Annotated in this window: 16 protein-coding genes, 5 tRNA genes and 1 other RNA gene; 8 read left to right on the forward strand and 14 right to left on the reverse strand. The window is 67.9% G+C overall.

Features of this window, described 5'->3' with window-relative positions:
- Positions 1 to 58 precede the first annotated feature (58 nt).
- The 4 genes from AC06E6_RS14625 (at position 59) to ffs (ending at position 3,958) form a co-directional block, all read left to right on the forward strand.
- Positions 59 to 1,567, forward strand: coding sequence for a site-specific integrase (locus AC06E6_RS14625; protein ID WP_296252759.1), 1,509 nt, complete (start codon positions 59 to 61; stop codon positions 1,565 to 1,567).
- Positions 1,568 to 2,007: 440 nt separating this feature from the next.
- Complete coding sequence (locus tag AC06E6_RS14630; RefSeq protein ID WP_478061832.1) at positions 2,008 to 3,216, forward strand: hypothetical protein; 1,209 nt, start codon at positions 2,008 to 2,010, stop codon at positions 3,214 to 3,216.
- A gap of 109 nt (positions 3,217 to 3,325) precedes the next feature.
- Positions 3,326 to 3,658 carry a DMT family transporter gene (locus tag AC06E6_RS14635; RefSeq protein ID WP_296251552.1) on the forward strand — a complete coding sequence of 111 codons (333 nt, stop codon included), beginning with the start codon at positions 3,326 to 3,328 and terminating at the stop codon, positions 3,656 to 3,658.
- A gap of 203 nt (positions 3,659 to 3,861) precedes the next feature.
- Positions 3,862 to 3,958, forward strand: an RNA gene (gene ffs / locus AC06E6_RS14640) — signal recognition particle sRNA small type.
- Between the two features lie 127 nt (positions 3,959 to 4,085).
- Here ffs and AC06E6_RS14645 read toward each other — a convergent pair.
- Together AC06E6_RS14645 and AC06E6_RS14650 are read right to left on the reverse strand one after the other, a co-directional pair.
- Complete coding sequence (locus tag AC06E6_RS14645) at positions 4,086 to 4,850, reverse strand: MBL fold metallo-hydrolase (RefSeq protein ID WP_104938198.1); 765 nt, start codon at positions 4,848 to 4,850, stop codon at positions 4,086 to 4,088.
- Positions 4,850 to 5,599 carry a 3-deoxy-D-manno-octulosonic acid kinase gene (locus AC06E6_RS14650; protein WP_240211732.1) on the reverse strand — a complete coding sequence of 250 codons (750 nt, stop codon included), beginning with the start codon at positions 5,597 to 5,599 and terminating at the stop codon, positions 4,850 to 4,852. Before AC06E6_RS14650 ends, AC06E6_RS14645 begins: the two co-directional genes overlap by 1 nt.
- A gap of 22 nt (positions 5,600 to 5,621) precedes the next feature.
- Here AC06E6_RS14650 and AC06E6_RS14655 point away from each other — a divergent pair, with 22 nt between their 5' ends.
- Positions 5,622 to 6,668: a glycosyltransferase family 9 protein gene (locus AC06E6_RS14655; RefSeq protein ID WP_240211733.1), complete on the forward strand. Its 1,047-nt coding sequence runs from the start codon at positions 5,622 to 5,624 to the stop codon at positions 6,666 to 6,668.
- Positions 6,669 to 6,689: 21 nt separating this feature from the next.
- Here the strand turns inward: AC06E6_RS14655 and AC06E6_RS14660 are convergent, their stop codons facing one another.
- Together AC06E6_RS14660 and AC06E6_RS14665 are read right to left on the reverse strand one after the other, a co-directional pair.
- Positions 6,690 to 7,088 (reverse strand): DUF6165 family protein, encoded by a 399-nt coding sequence (locus tag AC06E6_RS14660; RefSeq protein ID WP_161614832.1) that lies wholly within the window; start codon positions 7,086 to 7,088, stop codon positions 6,690 to 6,692.
- A gap of 111 nt (positions 7,089 to 7,199) precedes the next feature.
- Positions 7,200 to 7,290, reverse strand: a tRNA-Ser gene (locus AC06E6_RS14665).
- A 212-nt stretch (positions 7,291 to 7,502) separates the two neighbouring features.
- Between AC06E6_RS14665 and AC06E6_RS14670 the strand changes: the two genes are divergently transcribed.
- A complete protein-coding gene (locus AC06E6_RS14670; RefSeq protein WP_104938195.1) occupies positions 7,503 to 8,207 on the forward strand; it encodes a PP2C family protein-serine/threonine phosphatase in 705 nt (234 codons plus the stop codon).
- A gap of 37 nt (positions 8,208 to 8,244) precedes the next feature.
- On the opposite strand, the gene dnaQ is transcribed toward AC06E6_RS14670, so the two are convergent.
- From dnaQ to AC06E6_RS14685, 3 genes are read right to left on the reverse strand one after another with little or no spacing between them, the layout of a single operon-like run.
- Complete coding sequence (gene dnaQ, locus AC06E6_RS14675; protein WP_240211734.1) at positions 8,245 to 8,970, reverse strand: DNA polymerase III subunit epsilon; 726 nt, start codon at positions 8,968 to 8,970, stop codon at positions 8,245 to 8,247.
- An 8-nt stretch (positions 8,971 to 8,978) separates the two neighbouring features.
- On the reverse strand, positions 8,979 to 9,431 hold the full coding sequence (gene rnhA / locus AC06E6_RS14680) for a ribonuclease HI (protein WP_104938193.1): 453 nt from the start codon (positions 9,429 to 9,431) through the stop codon (positions 8,979 to 8,981).
- Between the two features lie 21 nt (positions 9,432 to 9,452).
- Positions 9,453 to 10,037, reverse strand: coding sequence for a class I SAM-dependent methyltransferase (locus tag AC06E6_RS14685; protein ID WP_240211735.1), 585 nt, complete (start codon positions 10,035 to 10,037; stop codon positions 9,453 to 9,455).
- Positions 10,038 to 10,117: 80 nt separating this feature from the next.
- Between AC06E6_RS14685 and gloB the strand changes: the two genes are divergently transcribed.
- Positions 10,118 to 10,882, forward strand: a complete 765-nt coding sequence (gloB, locus tag AC06E6_RS14690; RefSeq protein ID WP_240211736.1) for a hydroxyacylglutathione hydrolase — start codon at positions 10,118 to 10,120, stop codon at positions 10,880 to 10,882.
- Positions 10,879 to 12,090 carry a lytic transglycosylase domain-containing protein gene (locus tag AC06E6_RS14695; RefSeq protein WP_240211737.1) on the forward strand — a complete coding sequence of 404 codons (1,212 nt, stop codon included), beginning with the start codon at positions 10,879 to 10,881 and terminating at the stop codon, positions 12,088 to 12,090. The genes gloB and AC06E6_RS14695 overlap by 4 nt, the downstream gene beginning before the upstream one ends.
- Positions 12,091 to 12,200: 110 nt before the next feature.
- Here the strand turns inward: AC06E6_RS14695 and AC06E6_RS14700 are convergent, their stop codons facing one another.
- The 7 genes from AC06E6_RS14700 to lon all read right to left on the reverse strand — a co-directional run bounded on the left by AC06E6_RS14700 (position 12,201) and on the right by lon (position 17,793).
- Positions 12,201 to 14,171 (reverse strand): peptidyl-prolyl cis-trans isomerase, encoded by a 1,971-nt coding sequence (locus AC06E6_RS14700; RefSeq protein WP_240211738.1) that lies wholly within the window; start codon positions 14,169 to 14,171, stop codon positions 12,201 to 12,203.
- Between the two features lie 187 nt (positions 14,172 to 14,358).
- Positions 14,359 to 14,435, reverse strand: a tRNA-Asp gene (locus AC06E6_RS14705).
- Positions 14,436 to 14,503: 68 nt separating this feature from the next.
- Positions 14,504 to 14,580: transfer RNA gene (locus AC06E6_RS14710), tRNA-Asp, on the reverse strand.
- A gap of 83 nt (positions 14,581 to 14,663) precedes the next feature.
- A tRNA-Asp gene (locus AC06E6_RS14715) sits at positions 14,664 to 14,740 on the reverse strand.
- Between the two features lie 31 nt (positions 14,741 to 14,771).
- Positions 14,772 to 14,846, reverse strand: a tRNA-Val gene (locus AC06E6_RS14720).
- A gap of 12 nt (positions 14,847 to 14,858) precedes the next feature.
- Positions 14,859 to 15,131: an HU family DNA-binding protein gene (locus tag AC06E6_RS14725; RefSeq protein ID WP_054663508.1), complete on the reverse strand. Its 273-nt coding sequence runs from the start codon at positions 15,129 to 15,131 to the stop codon at positions 14,859 to 14,861.
- Positions 15,132 to 15,336: 205 nt separating this feature from the next.
- A complete protein-coding gene (lon, locus tag AC06E6_RS14730; RefSeq protein ID WP_478061835.1) occupies positions 15,337 to 17,793 on the reverse strand; it encodes an endopeptidase La in 2,457 nt (818 codons plus the stop codon).
- Positions 17,794 to 17,909 lie beyond the last annotated feature (116 nt).

Here is a 17,909-nt window from a genome sequence, read left to right on the forward strand (position 1 = left end):
CAGGGGTTTTTATTTAGTCGGAGAGTGGGCCGGCAGGGCACAAATCGGGGCACACCCGATGGCACTCCCTCACTATTTGACCCGCACCGCGTCGGGCCGTTTCATCTTTCGCATCCGCGTCCCTGCTGACCTGCGGACCGCTGTCGGTCGCGACTTCATCAAGCGCCCACTGGGCGCAAACTTGCTGGCCGCACGCCTTGCCGCGCTTGAATTGTCGGGCCGCTATGCTGCGGCTTTCGACGCCATCAGGGGGCGAGGTATGGAGAAGAAAATCAGCGTGGCCGACGTGGTGGCCAGCGTGGCTAAAAACGGTGCCCAGCGGTATGAAATCGACATGCGGAACGGCACCCTGCGGGCGACCGACGCAGCCGACCATGCGCGTGCGATGGAAGCCTTGGAAGCCATTGGACGCTTTGAGCGGGCCACCCCACGAGCAGCCATGGCCGAGCCTCCGGCACCCGTTGCCGAAGCCATCACCATCGTCAATGCCCGCGACGCATGGCTGAAAAGCTTGAGTGCCGCCAGCACGTTGCCCAAGACGCTGACTATCAAAGCCGCTCCCGTGACCGCGCTGGCGGACTTCCTCGGCCCTGACCGACACGTCCACACCATCACCCGCCCGGACATGGCCCGCTTTTATCAGCACTTGCGCGACGGCGGCATATCCACGCCCACCCTATTCAATAAGCAGAGCTACCTTGCCGGCACTGACGGCTTTTTCACTTGGGCGCAGGCCTCTGGCTACTACCCTGCCGGTGACAATCCGGCGGCCAAGCACATCCGTTATTCGGCCAGCGAGAAACGCAAGCGCAAGAAACTAGGGTTTCAGGCTTTCACACTCGACCAAGTTCGCCAGCTCTATGCCCCTGAGAACTTCGCACGCCTGTCACCGGGAACGCGTTGGGCGGCTCTTGTTGGCCTTTACACAGGCGCAAGAGCCAGCGAGGTCGGCCAGCTCCTGACCCTCGATGTGCTGCAGGTCGATGGCGTGTCCTGCGTGCGTATCTGCGATGAGGGCGAACATCAGAAACTGAAAACCGAAGCCTCAAACCGCGTCGTGCCTGTCCACCCCGATTTGATTGCCTTGGGATTCCTGGACTACGTGGACAGCTTGCGCGGACGTGGCGACTGGCGAGTTTTCCCGCAAGCAATGGCAGCGGCGAAGAACGGGCAAGGCGGCTGGATATCCAAGGCCTTCGGCTACTACCTCGGCAACCTGTCGGGCGGCTGGCCGAAAGCCAAGCGCGGTTTTCACAGCTTGCGGAAAACGGTCATCCAGCAGCTTCAAGGGGCTGGCGTCGCGTCGGAAATGCGCGCCCAACTGGCAGGCCATGACCTCGACGACGAACACCACAGCACTTACAGCAGGGACTTCACGGCAGCGGAAAAACTCGACGGCGTGGGCAACTCACCGGGCTTGTCGGTGCTGGCCTACGGCTTGGACTTGGACGCACTGCGCCCACTTCTGACTGCTTCCATTAGCAGGCGACGCGCCAAAGTTCCCGTGCGCAATCCTTCAGCCTCGGCAGCCAACCGCAAGCGCTCGGCAATGTCCGGCGACAAGTAAAGGTCGAGCCGCACATTACGCGCACGACGTCGGCGGGTTCCTTCGAGAGCAGCAGCAGCGGACTGGGGCATATCCGGAAACTAAAACACGAAAAGGAAAACGCAAGCCCATCTCTCTTGCGGAAGTCCGGATAGGTGGCACTCTGAAGGTATAGCCATTTCACCGAACCGCCCGCAATGTTTTTTAGTCGCAGCAAAGCTAAACGCAGCTCTTCCCCATTGTCGGTCACGAAAGTGACCGACAATGGGGGGAGTGGGAAAGTGGTTGTAGCGAAGCGTAAGCCACTGGCCCACGGGGGCGCAGCCCCCACGCATCGGAGCGGGAGCGGAGATGCGACGGCCCGGAGCGAGAGCGCAGGGACGGCGAAGCGTGCGGGAGCACGCGGAGCGGAGCACGGCGGGAGCCGTGCGACCGGTGCGGCGAAGCCCAAGCCGGCGGCCGTGGCCGACGCCTGGGCGCAGACGCACCGCGTGGCGTTGGGCCAGCGGGAACGGTCGGCACGGCTGGCAGCGCAACGCGATGGCAAGCCGTGGACCCTCCACGCGGACCAGCAGACGCGCGACGTGCTGGCCGAGTGCGCCCAGCGCGAGGTCGGCACGGCCACGGCGGCCAAGTATCGGCGGGCCTACGACAACTTGCGTGCCTCCGGCCTTACAGCGCTGGAGGCGGCCAGCACGCGCGCCCACTACGACTTCCTCCGCACGGCCTGCCGGTTCTGTATGGCTGAGGACGTGCGGGAGTGGCGGGCGGCGAGTGAGCGGGCGATAAAGCGCAGCGACCTCGCCAGCGCCCAGCGCCGCACGGAGCGCGCATTTCGGCTGGCGGCGGTGCTGGACGAAATGTTCCTCCAGCCCGACCGCCTGACGTGGAAGGACAAGCCCAAAGCCGAACGTGGCCCGTCCAAGTCCAAACGCTCGACGCACGCGCCCGCGCCGGACATGGCCGCCGGCTTGCTGCTGGAGCAGCAAGAGCGCGTCCAGCAGCGGCATGCGGAACGCTTGGTAGTGTTGGCGCTGACAGGCTGCCGCCCAGCGGAGCTGCGCAACGGCGTGCGTCTGGAAGCCTTGCGCAGCAAGGGCGGGCGGAGATTACTCCGGGCCACGCTGCTGGGGGCAAAATGGGACGGCGGGAACCGGGGGCACCATGACCGCGTTCTGCAGTTCCCGGCGGATACGGGAGCCACGGCGGTGCTGGCGGCACAAGTGGAAGCGAAAGGCGGCCGATGGACGCTGACGACGACGGAAGCGGACGTGCGGAGCTTGAACCGCGCTTTGTCCGGTGCGGGCATGAGCTGCTACAGCTTCCGTCACCAAGTCGCCAGCGAGCTGAAAGAGCAGGTGGCAACCGGCCAGCGGACAGCAGAAGAAGCGGCAGCCGCGATGGGTCACGCTAGCACTGCGTCACTGGCTTTCTATGGCAAGCGATCGCACGCGCGGGGCGGTCGGAAGCTGCGTGCGGTGGCGTCGGACAAAGTGCGTTCGGTCCCAGTGACGTTCGCCGCCAAAGCAGCGGCCCGCGCTGCGCGGGCCGCAAAAGCAGCGATGGGGGCTGCGCCCCGTCCTGCCGCAGCGTCGGCACCGCCGACGCCACGGGCGGCCATGTCCAAGCCCGTGGGGCCCTTGGCAAGGGGGCTACGGCCAAAGCGCTAAGTCGCTCGTCACCTAATCATCCGTTGCACAGAAATCTATAAATTTTTCAATATTTTTCAATCACTTAAATAAGTATAGGATCCCTCTCTACATAGCGCGGAGGTGCTCAATGAAGGGTTGGCTGTTTTTGGCGATAGCCATCGTTAGTGAAGTCGTTGGAACAAGCGGCCTCAAGGCCTCTAATGGCTTTAGCAAACTGGGACCATCGCTCGTTTCCATCGTTGCCTACGGTGCTTCCTTCTACTTCTTGTCATTGGCCTTGCGGAGTGTTCCCATCAGCATGGCCTATGCCGTGTGGGCCGGCCTCGGCATTGCGCTTATTGCCGTCGTTGGCTGGGTAGCCTTTGGTCAGAAAATTGATGGGTGGGGAGCACTCGGTATCAGCCTCATCCTTGCCGGCGTCCTGGTCATGAACCTGCTTTCCAAGTCAGCGGCTCACTAGCGGACTTTCTCCGGGCGCCGTTTGCCTGCTAAAATGGCGTGGCACACAACAGGGCACAATTGGATTTGTGCTTTGCCAGCGAGAACAAGGGGTTAGGTTTGAGTCTAGAACCTCCCCCTCTCTCCGCCAGATTCATGCGTCCGGTCTTGATCCGGAACAGTGAACCCGGGCCGCGCGATGCGCGGCCCGCGTCTATGGTGGCCCCGTCGGCCCCTCGCGACGCTAGGTCGAAAATCCCGCCAGGGCCGGAAGGCAGCAACGGTATCGATCGACGCGGGCGCCGAGGTCAGCCGGCGGGGCCGCCACCTTTTCCGGGCCCATGCACCCACCACGCCTGGTCACGGCTTGGGCACGCGCCGCCCGCCGCGTACAGCCCTACGACGCCAGATGACCGCTGCTCCAGATGCGACCGGCGCCGCTGCCGCGATCAGCCCTGGAACGGCAGCGCCCGCGGCGCGGTGGGTTCGGCCAGTGCCAGGCATTCGCCGGGATCGGCCACGCGGTGGCCGCGCGCGCGCAGCGCCTGGCCATCGGCCGCGCTGGCGTAGTGGTACAGCACCATGCGCGCCTGCAGTTCCGCCGGGTACTCGCGCTCCAGGTCGTCCACGCCGGTATGCGACGGGTTGCCATGCAGGCCGCAGTCGTGGGCGACCAGTTCGCCGTCATCGGCATGGCGGGCCAGCATCTCCGGGATCGGCCGGGTATCGCCGGTCCAGACCAGCGCGCCCTGCAGGCGCAGGCCCCAGGCGGTCTCCGGCCAGTGATGGCGTACCGGGAACACCTCCAGGCGCATGCCGTCATGCCAGAACGCCTCGCCGACCACCACCAGCTGGAACGCATCCCAGAAATTGGCGCCGCCTTCGGCGAGCACGTTGGGGTAATCGCCGACGCGCCGGTGCAGCAGCGGCACCAGCGGCGCCGGCACGTACAGCCGCACCCGCCCGCGTCGCCCCGGATTGAAGTACGCATCGACGAACAGCCGCTCGAAGCCGGCGACGTGGTCCAGGTGCACATGGGTGACGAACAGCGCATCGGGCATCGCGCCATAGCGGGCCCGGTAGGCGGTCAGCCCTTCGCCGCCGCAGTCGATGGTCAACCACGGCCGGGCGTCGCGCTCGATCACCGCCATCGGCGAGCCGAGTTCCACCGCCGAGGCATTGCCGACCCCGAGGAAGCGCAGCGACCACTCCATCACACGCCCCGGTTCCAGGCCAGGTCGTAGGCGCGGCGCAGGCGCGCGAAGTCCTTTTCCACGTCCTCGCGGCTGCGCTCGCCGCGCAGCTTGAGCAGCGAGCGCAACAGGCGCTTGAGGTTGCGCTCGCGCCAGCGCGTGGCGGGAATGCGCAGCACGCCGCGGTCGAAATCGATCAGCCAGCCATGGCCGCCGGCATCGAACAGGATGTTGTGCGCGTTGAGGTCGGCGTGATCCAGCCCGGCGCGATGGAAGCGCGCGACCAGGCGCCCGGCCTCCTCCCAGGGCGCGCCACGCCCGGCCACCAGCGCGCGGTCGGCCAGCGAGCGCACGCCATCGAGCCGCTCCATCAGGATCGCCGCGCGATAGCTGGCGCCCTGGCGCATGTAGAACGCCGCCAGCGGCCGCGGCACCGGCAGTTTCAGCGCGATCAGCTTCCGCATCAGGCGGAATTCGGAAAAGCTGCGGGTACGGTCGGCGCCCTGCCACAGGTAACGATCGCGGCTGAGCCGGGCGGCGACGCCGCCGCGCAGGTAGTGGCGCAGCACGCAGTGGCCGAACGCGGCGTCCACGAACCATGCCCCACCCCGCCCGCCCTCGCCTACCGGGCGCGCCCGCCCACCCCAGTGCGCAGGCGAAAACAAGCTGGTTTCGGCTTGCCGCAGGTGTTGGCGGTCGAACAGAATGGCACCATAGCCGCGGCCTTCGCGGCAAGGCGTCAGCGCTTCAGTGGCGTCGAAAGCGACCATTCACCGCGAGTCTAACAACACCATGCCTCCAGCGTCCTCCCCCCTGTGTCTCCTGCGGCTGTCCGCGCTCGGGGACGTGACCCACGTGGTCCCGCTGGTAAGGACGCTGCAGCAGGCCCGGCCGGGGGTGGAACTGCACTGGGTGATCGACAAGGCCGGACACCGGTTGCTGGAGGGCCTGCGCGGCGTGGCGTTCCATGTCTACGACAAGAAATCCGGGCTGGCCGGCATGCGCGCGCTGCGGCGCGAGCTGCCCGCCACCGGTTTCGCCGCGCTGCTGCAGATGCAGGTCGCCTTCCGCGCCAACGTGCTGTCGGCCTTCATCCCCGCCCGGCGCCGCATCGGCTACGACCGCGCGCGCTCCAAGGACCTGCACGGGCTGTTCATCAACGAACGCATTCCCGACCGCCCCGGCATCCACGTGCTGGATGCGATCGGCAGCTTCTGCGAGCCGCTGGGGCTGAAGCAGACCGCGGTGAGCTGGGACCTGGCCACGCCCGCCGACGCCCACGACTGGGCGCGCGCGCAGTGGGATGACGACGGCCGCCCGGTGCTGATGATCTCGCCCTGCTCCAGCCATGTGCGACGCAACTGGCATGCCGACCGTTACGCGGCGCTTGCCGACCATGCCGCCGCGCGCGGCTGGCGGGTGGTGCTGTGCGGCGGCCGCAGCGAGCTGGAACGGCACACCGCCGACGCGATCCTGGCGGCGATGCGCGCGCCGGCGCTGGATCTGGTCGGCCGCGACACCCTCAAGCAGCTGCCGGCGCTGCTGGCCCGCGCCAGGCTGCTGGTGACGCCGGATTCGGGCCCCATGCACATCGCCAACGCGGTCGGCACCAAGGTGCTGGGCCTGCATGCGGCCAGCAACCCGGCGCGCAGCGGCCCGTACTCGGACCGGCGCTACTGCGTGGACCGCTACGACGATGCGGCGCGGCGCTTCCTGCGCAGGCCCGCCGCCGACCTGAAATGGGGCACGAAGATCGAGTTCGACGGGGTCATGGACCTGGTCACCGTGGACGATGCCATCGCCGCGTTCGAGCGCTACGTCGCCGACCACGCGGGCTGAGGCCCGCCGCGGCGCGCAGGCTCAGCGCGCGCGGTAGTCCGCGTAGGACTTCTCTTCCACGTACCCCGAACCCAGGGCCAGGTTGATCGCCTTCTTGATCCGCGCGCGCTCGTCGTTCTGGAAGTACACGCTGCGCGCCAGATCGACGAACCCCGCGTCGAACGCCTGCGCCTTGTCCTTGAGCCGGATGTCGTCCTCGATGTCCCACAGCCGCTCGTTGACCGCCTTCAGTTCGGCGCGCAGGCCCTCGATATCGCGGCTCGCCGCCGGGTGCGCGCTCCAGGTGCGCTCCAGCGCGGCCAGTTCGTTGCGCACGTTCGCCAGTTTGCCCGCATCGCTCATGCGCTCGGATTTGATCTGCAGGATCGAGATCTTGTCGAGCAGTTCGCCGAAGGAGACGGGCACCAGGATTTCGGACATGACGGATACCGGGGAAGCGGAGGAAGCAGTGTAGCGGCCGGCGCCGCCGCGCGTGGTGCCGCGCTGGCGGCCGGAAACGAAAACGGCCCCGTCGGGGGCCGTTTCCAGATCTGGCGGGAAGGGGGGGATTCGAACCCCCGATACGCTATTAACGTATGCCTGATTTCGAGTCAGGTACATTCAACCACTCTGCCACCTTCCCGGTGGTTCCCGGCGTACCGGGCTGCGAATGATACGAGGCCTTGGCAGCGCGGACAAGCTGTTTTTTCATCATGTGCGGGTGACGCTGCCCGCCGGGGCCCCGCCGCCGCGGTATCCACTGCCCGGCCCGCGCGCGGGCGGCTCTTGCCGTGTACCGGTGCGGACGCGATGATGAAAAGCCTCTCCGCTGGAAACGGCCCGCCGCGGGCGCCCATGATCGAATTCGGACACCTCAGCCACGTCGGCCTGCGCCGCCAGCTCAACGAGGACACCTATTACGGTGACGGCGAACTGGGGTTGTGGCTGGTCGCCGACGGCATGGGCGGCCATGCCTGCGGCGAAGTCGCCAGCGCGCTGGCGCGCGAGGCCATCGTGCGCGAGGTACGCGGCGGCACCCCGCTGCCGCAGGCGATCCGCATCGCCGACGAGGAGATCATCCGCGCCTCGCGCCGGCGCAACGACAGCCTGCCCATGGGCACCACCGTGGTCGCCGCGCGGGTGCAGGGCCACCGCTTCGAGGTCGCCTGGGTGGGCGACAGCCGCGCCTACCTGTGGCGGGACGGCAAGCTGGCCCAGCTGAGCCAGGACCACAGCTACGTGCAGGAACTGATCGCCCAGGGCTCGCTGACCGTCGAGCAGGCCCGCGCCCACCCGCACCGCAACGTGGTCACCCAGGCACTGGGCGTGACCGATCCGGCCCACCTCAACGTCGCCACCATGACCGGCGAACTGCGCCCGGGCATGCAACTGCTGCTGTGCAGTGACGGCCTGACCGAGGAAGTGGACGACCGCAGCCTGGCGCAGGCCCTGGCGCAGGCCGACTGCAGCGCCCAGGAATGCGTGGACACGCTGGTGGCCGCGGCGCTGGACGGCGGCGGTTCGGACAACATCACCGCACTGCTGGTCCGCTGCCACTGAGCAGCGCCCGCCGGCGCGCGGGCGTCGTCGCCCCGCGTTACGCGCCGGCCGCTTGCTCCGGCCTGGCGCCGTCCCACCAGGCATGCCCGGCCTTCTTGCGCAGGCGCTCCAGGCGCGCCTGGTGTGCCTGGAGCTCGGAGGCCGTGGCCACCACCACCGGACGCGGCAGCAGCGCCGTGGCATCGAAGGCCTGCAGCATGCCCGTCGCGCCGCGGACCTCGGACTCGGGCAGGCCGAAGCCGATCTCCTCCTGCCCCGAGGTCAATGCGATGTAGACGTCGGCCAGGATCTGCGCATCGAGCAGGCCGCCATGCAGGTGCCGGTGCGAATTGTCCACGCCCAGGCGCTTGCATAACGCGTCGAGCGAGTTGCGCTGGCCGGGGAAGCGCTCGCGCGCCATCGCCAGCGTATCGGTGACCGTCACCCGCTCGGCAAGCGGCCCCCTGCCCAGCAACGCCATCTCGTTCTCGAGGAAGCCCATGTCGAAGGCGGCGTTGTGGATGATCAGCTCGGCGCCGTCGACATAGGCCAGGAACTCGTCCACGACCTCCTCGAAGCGCGGCTTGTCGGCCAGGAACTCCAGGCTCAGGCCGGTGACTTCCTGGGCGCCGGCCTCGAACTCGCAGTCGGGCTTGAGGTAACGATGGAAATTGTTGCCGCTGGGCCGGCGCTCGAGCAGTTCCACGCAGCCGATCTCGACCACGCGGTTGCCCTTCTTCCACTCCAGTCCGGTGGTTTCGGTATCAAGGACGATCTGGCGCATGGCCCACCTCAGTTGCTTGCGGCGCCGTCGCGCACGCGGATTGCGGCATCGCGGGCCAGCTGGTCCACGCGTTCGTTGTCTGGATCGCCATTGTGGCCCTTCACCCAGCGCCATTCGATCTGGTGGCGCTGGGTGGCCGCGTGCAGGCGTTCCCACAGGTCGCGGTTCTTCACCGGGTCGCCGCCGGCGGTCTTCCAGTGCCGCCGCACCCAGCCCGGCATCCATTCGGTGATGCCCTGGCGCACGTACTGCGAATCGGTCTGCAGCATGATGGCGCACGGCTCGGTGAGCGCCTCCAGCCCGGCGATGGCGGCCATCAGCTCCATCCGGTTGTTGGTGGTATGGGCCTCGCCACCGGACAGCTCGCGCTCATGCGCCTTGTAACGCAGCAGCGCCGCCCAGCCACCCGGGCCCGGATTGCCGAGGCAGGCACCGTCGGTATGTATCTCGATTGATTTCATGTCTTTCCGTTGTATGAAGCGTCAGGTCGCCACCGGCCCGCCCCAGCCCACCGGGCGGGCGGCTTCGGGGCCGATGAAGGCCGCCACACGCTTCTCGAATTCCAGCACGCAGACCGCCCGCAACGCCGGCAACGCCTTGCCGGCGGCCGGCCCGGCCTCGTTCCACAGCGGCCCGAAATGGCGCACCGAGCGGATCCGCAGCCCCTCGCGCCGCAGCCGCGACTGGCAACGCGTGGCCGACGGCGGGCGGGCGCCCTGCCATTGCCAGCGGGCGCGGTAGGGGCTGTAGCGGTTGAGCAGGGTCATCCACAGCCGGCCGCCGGGCATCAGCACCCGCGCGCATTCGGCCAACAGCGGCTCCAGGTCCACCGCGGCCACATGCTGCAGGATGATCGCGTTGACCGCTTCGGAGGGCAGCGGCAACGGCAGGGCGCAGGACACATCGCCGCGCCAGCCGTGCCCATCGGCGGTCCGGTGCAGGCGCACCCCGCGCCCGATCGGCGCCTCCGCCGGCAGCCAGGTCGCACAGGGCGCCAGCCACAGCCACGGCTGCGCGGGAAACCCGCTGACCTGCTCGAGCAGGTGGCGCTGTTCGGCGGCCCGCATCGCCGCCGCTCCAGCCTTCTCAAACCAGGCCGAGACTGCAGCTTGACGGGGGAACGGGGCGGCAGGCATGGTCCAATTCTATGCGACTGACCGCCCTGCCTGCATTCCAGGACAACTACATCTGGGCGCTGCAGGCGCCTGACGGCAGCACGCTGGTCGTCGATCCGGGCCAGGCGCGGCCGGTCCTGGAGGCGGCCGACCGGGGCCTGCGGCCAGCCGCCGTGCTGCTTACCCACCACCATGACGACCATATCGGCGGCGTGGCGGAACTGCGGCAACACTGGCCGGACCTGCCGGTCTTCGCCCCCGAAGATGAACGCATCCCCCTGGAATGTGAACGCGTCGGCGATGGCGACCGGGTAGAATCTGCCGGTTTCGCGTTCTCGGTGCTGTCCGTACCCGGCCACACCCGGAGCCATATCGCCTTCCATGGCCACGGACACCTGTTCTGTGGCGACACGTTGTTCAGCCTCGGCTGTGGACGCATGTTCGAAGGTACGCCCGCCCAGATGCTGGCCTCGCTACGGCGGCTGGCGGCACTGCCGGCGCAGACGCGGGTCTGCTGCGGGCATGAGTACACGCTGGGCAATGCCGTGTTCGCGCGGCATGTCGATCCCACCAACGCGGCATTGCACCGCCGCCAACAGGAAGCCATGGACATGCGCAGCCGCTCCCGCCCCACCGTTCCCTCGCTGCTGGCCAGCGAACTGGAATGCAACCCCTTCCTGCGCACGCATGCCGAACCCGTGCGCCAGGCCATCGCCGCGCGGCTGGGCCGCGCGCCGCTGGACGAAGTGGAAGTGTTCGCCGAATTACGGCGCTGGAAAGACGGTTTCCGCGCGTGAGGCGGCACGGCCTGTCCCTGGCGCTGGGGCTGCTGCTCGGCGCGGGTGCCGGCGTCACCGCCGGCGCGCAGTCGCTGCCGGCCACCGCCGGCCTGACCCAGAACATCGCCTCGCTGGCGGCCTTGCCGGCCGACCCGGCCGCACTGCCGGCGCCGCTCACCCGCAATGGCCACCAGATATTCGCCAGCTTCCGCGAGGGCCTGGCGATGTCGCAATGCGACGCGGACGCCACCAGCCCGCGCTGGCGCAAGCAGTTCGCACACGCGCCATCGCGCCTGGGCAACGTCGAGGACGATGCCCTGCCCCTGTTCGGCTACGTGGTGGATGAGCTGCGCGCGGCCGGCCTGCCCACCGAGTTCGCGCTGATCCCCTTCGTGGAAAGCGGTTACCGGCCGGGCGCGCGCAACGCCAGCGGCCCCGCCGGCCTGTGGCAGTTCATCGCCACCACCGCGCGCAACCACCGGGTCCCCATGGAAAGCGGCTATGACGGCCGGCTGTCGGCGGTGGATTCGACCCGCGCCGCGGTGCGCTACCTGAAAACCCTCTACGGCATGTTCGGCGGCGACTGGCAGTTGGCCGTGATGGCGTACAACGCAGGCGAGTACCGCATCCTGCAGGCGCTGCGCCGCGGCGGCATGAACGCGCAGAACGCGCGGCCGGCCGAACTGCCGGGCCTGTCGCCGATCACCCACGCCTATGTCGAGAAGCTGCATGCCCTGGCCTGCGTGCTGGAGCAGGCGGAAAAGGAGCCGGAGCTGATGGCAGCCCTGGACCGTCCGGTACCGGTGCTGCGCGGGCACGCGCTGCCCGCCGGCACCAGCCTGGCCGACTGGTCGGCCCGCAATGCGCTGGACCCGGCGCGCGTGGCCCGGCTCAACCCGGCGGTCACCGGCAAGCGTGCCGGCACCCGGGTGCTGGCACCGGCGCTGCCGGACATGGTCCTGGGCAGCGAAAGCCAGCTCGCGGCAGCTCTCCTGCCACCGGCGGCGTTGCCGGCACCGGCCAGCGTCGATGTCGCCAGCACCGCCGTGGCCAGCGCGGGCACCGCCGCCGCGGGACGCCGGCACACGGTCCGCAGCGGTGAATCGGCCTGGACGATCGCGCGGCGGTACGGCATCCCGGTCAAGACCCTGCTTTCGCGCAACAACCTGGACGCCAATGCGATCCTCAAGCCCGGGATGGTGCTGCGCTTCGAGGAAACCCGCTGACACGCTGCCGTCCTCGCCAATGACAGAAACGAGAAAGCCCGGCGCTACGCCGGGCTTTCTGTTTCAGCGGATCCGCGGGGCGTTGTCAGCCGCGCCCCGCGCGCTCCGGGTCAGAGCTGGGATTCCTGCACCTGCACCTTGAAGCGCTTGCGCAGGCCATCGACGAACGCCTTGGCCGCCGCCGCGCCGTCGATCTGGCTCAGCTGCTGCTTCAGCATCGCCAGCTGCGGCTCCGGCACTTCCTTGAGGTCGCCCGGGGTGACCTTGGTCACCGCGAAGACCGCATAACGCCCGTCGTCCAGCTCCACCTTGCCGTAGCTGGGCTTGCCCTCGGACGGCGGCACCACGCTGAACACCGCCCGGTTGGCGGCAGCCGTCGGCATCGGCGCCGAGCGCGGCAGGCCAGGCATCGGCAGCAACTGCAGCTTCTCGCCCTCGGCCAGCGCCTGCAGCGTCTGCCCCGCCTGCAGCTTGGCCAGCAGCGCATCGGCCGCCTTCTTCGCCGCTTCCTCGGTACGGTGCGCGCGCACCGCGGCGATCACCTTCTCGCGCGCCTGCGCCAGCGGGATGGCCTGCTCGGGCGTATGTGCGGTCACGCGGATCATCACGTTGTGGTTCGGCCCCAGTTCGATCGGGTCGCTGACCGTGCCGTCCTCCTTCAGCGCGTCGGAGAAGGCCGCGCGCAGCACCGCCGGGTTGGCGGCGATGCCGCTGGCGGTGGCGCGGGTGAACGGGCCCAGGGTCTGCACCGGCAGGCCCACTTCCTTGGCTGCCGACTCAAGCACGGTCGGGTTCTTGTAGACCAGGTCCACCAGGCGCCCACCGAGTTCGTTGAACGCGCGCTCGGTATCGGCCTGCAGCTGTTCGGCCGCCAGCTGGTCGCGCACTTCCTCGAACGGACGTCCTTCGCCGCCCTTGACCTCGCGCAGCTTCAGCACGTGGTAACCAAACTCGGTCTTCACCGGGCCACTGATCTCACCCGGCTGCATCGCGAACAGCGCATCCTCGAACGGCTTGACCATCACGCCGTGTTCGACCCAGCCCAGGTCGCCGCCTTCGGCCTTGGAACCCGGATCGTCCGAGTTGGCCTTGGCCAGCGCGGCGAAGTCGGCGCCCGGCTGCTTGGCCTCGGCGGCCAGCTTGGCGGCCTTGGCTTCGGCGGCCTTCTGCGCGGCGGCGTCGCTGCCGGCGCTGATCAGGATGTGCGAGGCCAGGCGCTGCTCCGGCTTGACGAAGCGGGCCTTCTCTTCCTCATAGCGGCGGCGCAGGGCCGCCTCGTCCGCGGGCGTGGCGGCCGGCATGCGCGCGGCGTCCAGCTCGACGTACTCGATGGACACGCTCTCGGGCTGCATGAAGTCGCGGGTGTGGGTTTCGTACCACTGCTTGATCTGCGCGTCGTCCACCGCCGCGGTGTCGGCCTCCGGCGCGGGCAGCATGGCGAACTCCACGTCGCGCGTCTCGCCCAGCAGCTTCAGCAGGCGCTCGCTCTCGCCCTTGGTGGCGAAGCCCGACTGCGCCAGCGCGGTCGGGATGATCGACTGCTGCAGGCTGGTACGCACTACCTGGTCGAACATCGCCGGGGTGCGCGGCGGCTGGCTCTGCGCCAGCACCAGGCGGTACTGCTCGGGGTCGAACTTGCCGTCGCGCTGGAACTGCGGGATCGCGGCGATGTAATTGCGCACCGCCTCGTCGCCGATGACGATCCGCGCGTCTTCGGCGGCCAGCCGCACCACCTGCTCGTCGATCAGCTGGTCGAGCACGGCCAGCTTGTTCTCGGTGGTCTCGAACTCGCGCGGATCGAAGTTGTCACCCTGCTGCTGGCGGGCCTCCATGCGCGCCTGCTCGAAGCGCGTGCGGAAATCCTCGACGCTGATCTCATGGTGGTTCCACAGGAACGACATCGGCCACCACGACGGTGCCGAGCGCCACCACGACGGCGGTGCCGATACCTTGGCGACGTTCTGCGCACCGACACCGCCCAGATAGCTGTTGTCGATCACGAACAGGAACGGAATCATCAGCAGCCCCAGGATCACGGTCACGATCCAGCCCGAGGTCTTGTCGCGGAGTTTCTGCAGCATGGGAAAATCAAGGCCTGATTGGCGAGCCGGGCAGTGTAACCCGCTTCCCGCCTGACTCCCAACCGGCGCGCCGTGCGCTGCCGCGGCCCAAGCCCGCGGCACTGCGCGGCGTCGACGCCATGAGCGCGGCCCCGGCCTGGCAGGGCCAAAAAAAAGCCCCGGGCTTCTGCCCGGGGCTTCGAATCAATGGCGGAGCGGACGGGACTCGAACCCGCGACCTCCGGCGTGACAGGCCAGCATTCTAACCAGCTGAACTACCGCTCCGCATATTGCAACCTGCTACCGGCCGACATCGCGACCGGGGTGCCACTGCATGCAGTGGCGGGTGGAACTGGCGGAGCGGACGGGACTCGAACCCGCGACCTCCGGCGTGACAGGCCAGCATTCTAACCAGCTGAACTACCGCTCCGCACTTGATTGTTCGCCTCCAGCCCCCCCCCGGAAGGTGGAGAGAAAGCAAGGCCCCCGATCGCTCAGGGGCCTTCTTGAAACTGGCGGAGCGGACGGGACTCGAACCCGCGACCTCCGGCGTGACAGGCCAGCATTCTAACCAGCTGAACTACCGCTCCACTTTCAATACTGCTCGACGGTGCTTTTACGTGGTGGGTGCTGAGGGTTTCGAACCCCCGACCCTCTCCTTGTAAGGGAGACGCTCTACCACTGAGCTAAGCACCCCCGGTGAGCCGCTTAGTTTACAGCGTCCTTCAGGGCTTTACCAGCCTTGAAGGCAGGATTTTTCGAAGCGGCGATCTTGATGGTGTCGCCGGTCTTCGGGTTGCGACCGGTGCGCTCGGCGCGCTCGCGGACCTGGAAGGTACCGAAACCCACCAGCGTCACGGCATCGCCCTTCTTCAGCGCCTTGGTGATCTCGGCGACGACGGCATCGACCGCACGGCCGGCTTCGGCCTTGGAGAGGTCAGCAGCAGCGGCAACGCCGTCGATCAATTCGGTCTTGTTCATTATGTAATAACTCCCTATGCGGCAATCCGCGGAATAGATTGGATGGGTCGTCGCCATCGCAGTGGCGGCGGCCGTAAGATCCTGCAAACACGTCGCCCGCTCATCGAGCGGGCGCGTGAGTCGCACTTTTATACCAGCGCCCCCCTACCCACGCAAGCCGAAAAGCCAATAACGACGCGGGTTTCAAGGGATTTTGCGTTCATCATCAGTGCTTGACGCGCGCGGCCGGAGCTGCCTTCGCCCGCCCCCGCACCGCCACCCGCTGGCCGTTCTTGCGCGCCTTCTTTGGTGCCAGCGGCGCCTCCAGCGCGATGTCCAGCACCTCATCGATCCACTTCACCGGGATGATGTCCAGGTCGCGGGTGACGTTGGCCGGGATGTCGGCCAGGTCCTTGCGGTTCTCCTCCGGGATGATCACGGTGCGGATGCCGCCGCGCAGCGCGGCCAGCAGCTTCTCCTTCAGACCGCCGATGGCGGTGACGCGACCACGCAGGGTGATCTCGCCGGTCATGGCCACATCGGCCTTGACCGGTACCCGGGTCAGGGTCGACACCAGCGAGGTGACCATGGCGATGCCGGCACTGGGGCCATCCTTGGGGGTGGCGCCATCGGGCACGTGCAGGTGCACGTCGTGCTTCTGCAGGAAGTCCACGTCGATGCCCAGCGCCTGCGCGCGGGCGCGCACCACCGACAGCGCCGCCGTCGCCGATTCCTTCATCACGTTGCCCAGCTGGCCGGTCAACGTCACCGCGCCCTTGCCTGGGATCAGCGTCGATTCGATCTGCAGCAGGTCGCCGCCGACCTCGGTCCAAGCCAGGCCGGTCACCAGGCCCACTTCGTTCTCTTCCTCGGCACGGCTGAAGTCGAAGCGGCGCACGCCCAGATACCTGTCCAGGTTGGCGGCATCGACCACCACCAGCGCCTTGGGCTTCTTCGTGGCCTTCCTGGCCGCCTTCCTGGCCGGCTGCGGGCCGGCGAGCGCGATCTCCTTGACCACCTTGCGGCAGATCTTGGCGATTTCGCGCTCGAGGTTGCGCACGCCGGACTCGCGCGTGTAGTAGCGCACGATGTCGCGGATCGCGCCCTCCTCGATGGCCAGCTCCTCCGGCTGCAGGCCATTGGCCTTGAGCTGCTTGGGCACCAGGTAGCGGGTGGCGATGTTGAGCTTCTCGTCCTCGGTATAGCCCGGGATGCGGATCACTTCCATGCGGTCCAGCAGCGGGCCGGGGATGTTGAGCGAGTTGGAGGTCGCCACGAACATCACTTCGGACAGGTCCAGGTCCACTTCAAGGTAGTGGTCGTTGAACGCGTTGTTCTGCTCCGGGTCGAGCACTTCCAGCAGCGCCGAAGACGGGTCGCCGCGGAAGTCCATCGACATCTTGTCGATCTCGTCGAGCACGAACAGCGGATTCTTGCTGCCGACCTTGTTGAGGTTCTGCACGATGCGGCCCGGCATTGAGCCGACGTAGGTGCGGCGATGGCCGCGGATCTCGGCCTCGTCGCGCACGCCGCCCAGGCTCATGCGCACGAACTTGCGGTTGGTGGCCTTGGCGATGGACTGGCCCAGCGAGGTCTTGCCCACGCCCGGCGGCCCGACCAGGCACAGGATCGGGCCCTTCATCTGCTTCACCCGCGACTGCACCGCCAGGTATTCCAGGATGCGGTCCTTGACCTTGTCCAGGCCGTAATGATCGGCGTCGAGCGTGTCCTGGGCGACCTTGAGGTCCTTGCGCACCTTGGTGCGCTTCTTCCACGGCACGCCCAGCAGCCACTCCAGGTAGTTGCGCACGACCGCGGCCTCGGCCGACATCGGCGACATCTGCTTGAGCTTGTTGAGCTCGTTCTTCGCCTTGGCCTCGACCGCCTTGGGCATGCCGGCCTCGGCGATCTTGCGCGCCAGTTCGTCCAGTTCGCCCGGCGCGTCGTCCAGGTCGCCCAGCTCCTTCTGGATGGCCTTCATCTGCTCGTTGAGGTAGTACTCGCGCTGGCTCTTCTCCATCTGCGACTTGACCCGCCCGCGGATGCGCTTCTCCAGCTGCTGCACGTCGATCTCGCCGTCGACCAGGCCGACCAGCATTTCCAGCCGGTCGCCGACCTGCAGCGTCTCCAGCAGCTTCTGCTTGTCGGCCAGGCGCACGCCGATGTGGGCGGCGATGGTGTCGGCCAGGCGCGACGGCTCCTCGATGCCGTTCAGGGTCTGCAGCAGCTCCGGCGGCAGCTTGCGGTTGGTCTTGACGTACTGCTCGAACAGCGACATCAGCGAACGCGCGATGGCCTCGATCTCGCGCGGCTCGCGCGCTTCGTCCGATTCCAGTTCGGTGCCGGCGCCCTGCAGCGCGCCATCCTGCTCGCGGATCCTGTCCACGGCGACCCGCGCCAGGCCCTCGACCAGCACCTTGATGGTGCCATCGGGCAGCTTCAGCAGTTGCAGCACCTGCGCCAGGGTACCGACGGTGTACAGGTCGGCGCCGGTGGGGTCGTCGGTCTCGGCCGACTTCTGCGCGACCAGCAGGATGCGCTTGTCCGCTTCCATCGCCCGCTCCAGCGCCTGCATGGACTTGTCGCGCCCGACGAACAGCGGGATGACCATGTGCGGGAACACCACCACGTCGCGCAGCGGCAGGACCGGCAGGTCGAGGACTTCGGTTTGGGACTGGGCCATGGGGGGCTCCACTTGGATTCGGGGGTGGCCATGAAAAAAGCCGATGGCCCCGTTATGGGGCCATCGGCGGGGTGATGCAAGTGGCGTCGGGGAAGCACCTGAACCGGGCTTCATCC

It is taken from the genome of Stenotrophomonas sp. Steno-Z10-HUANG (assembly GCF_056393075.1).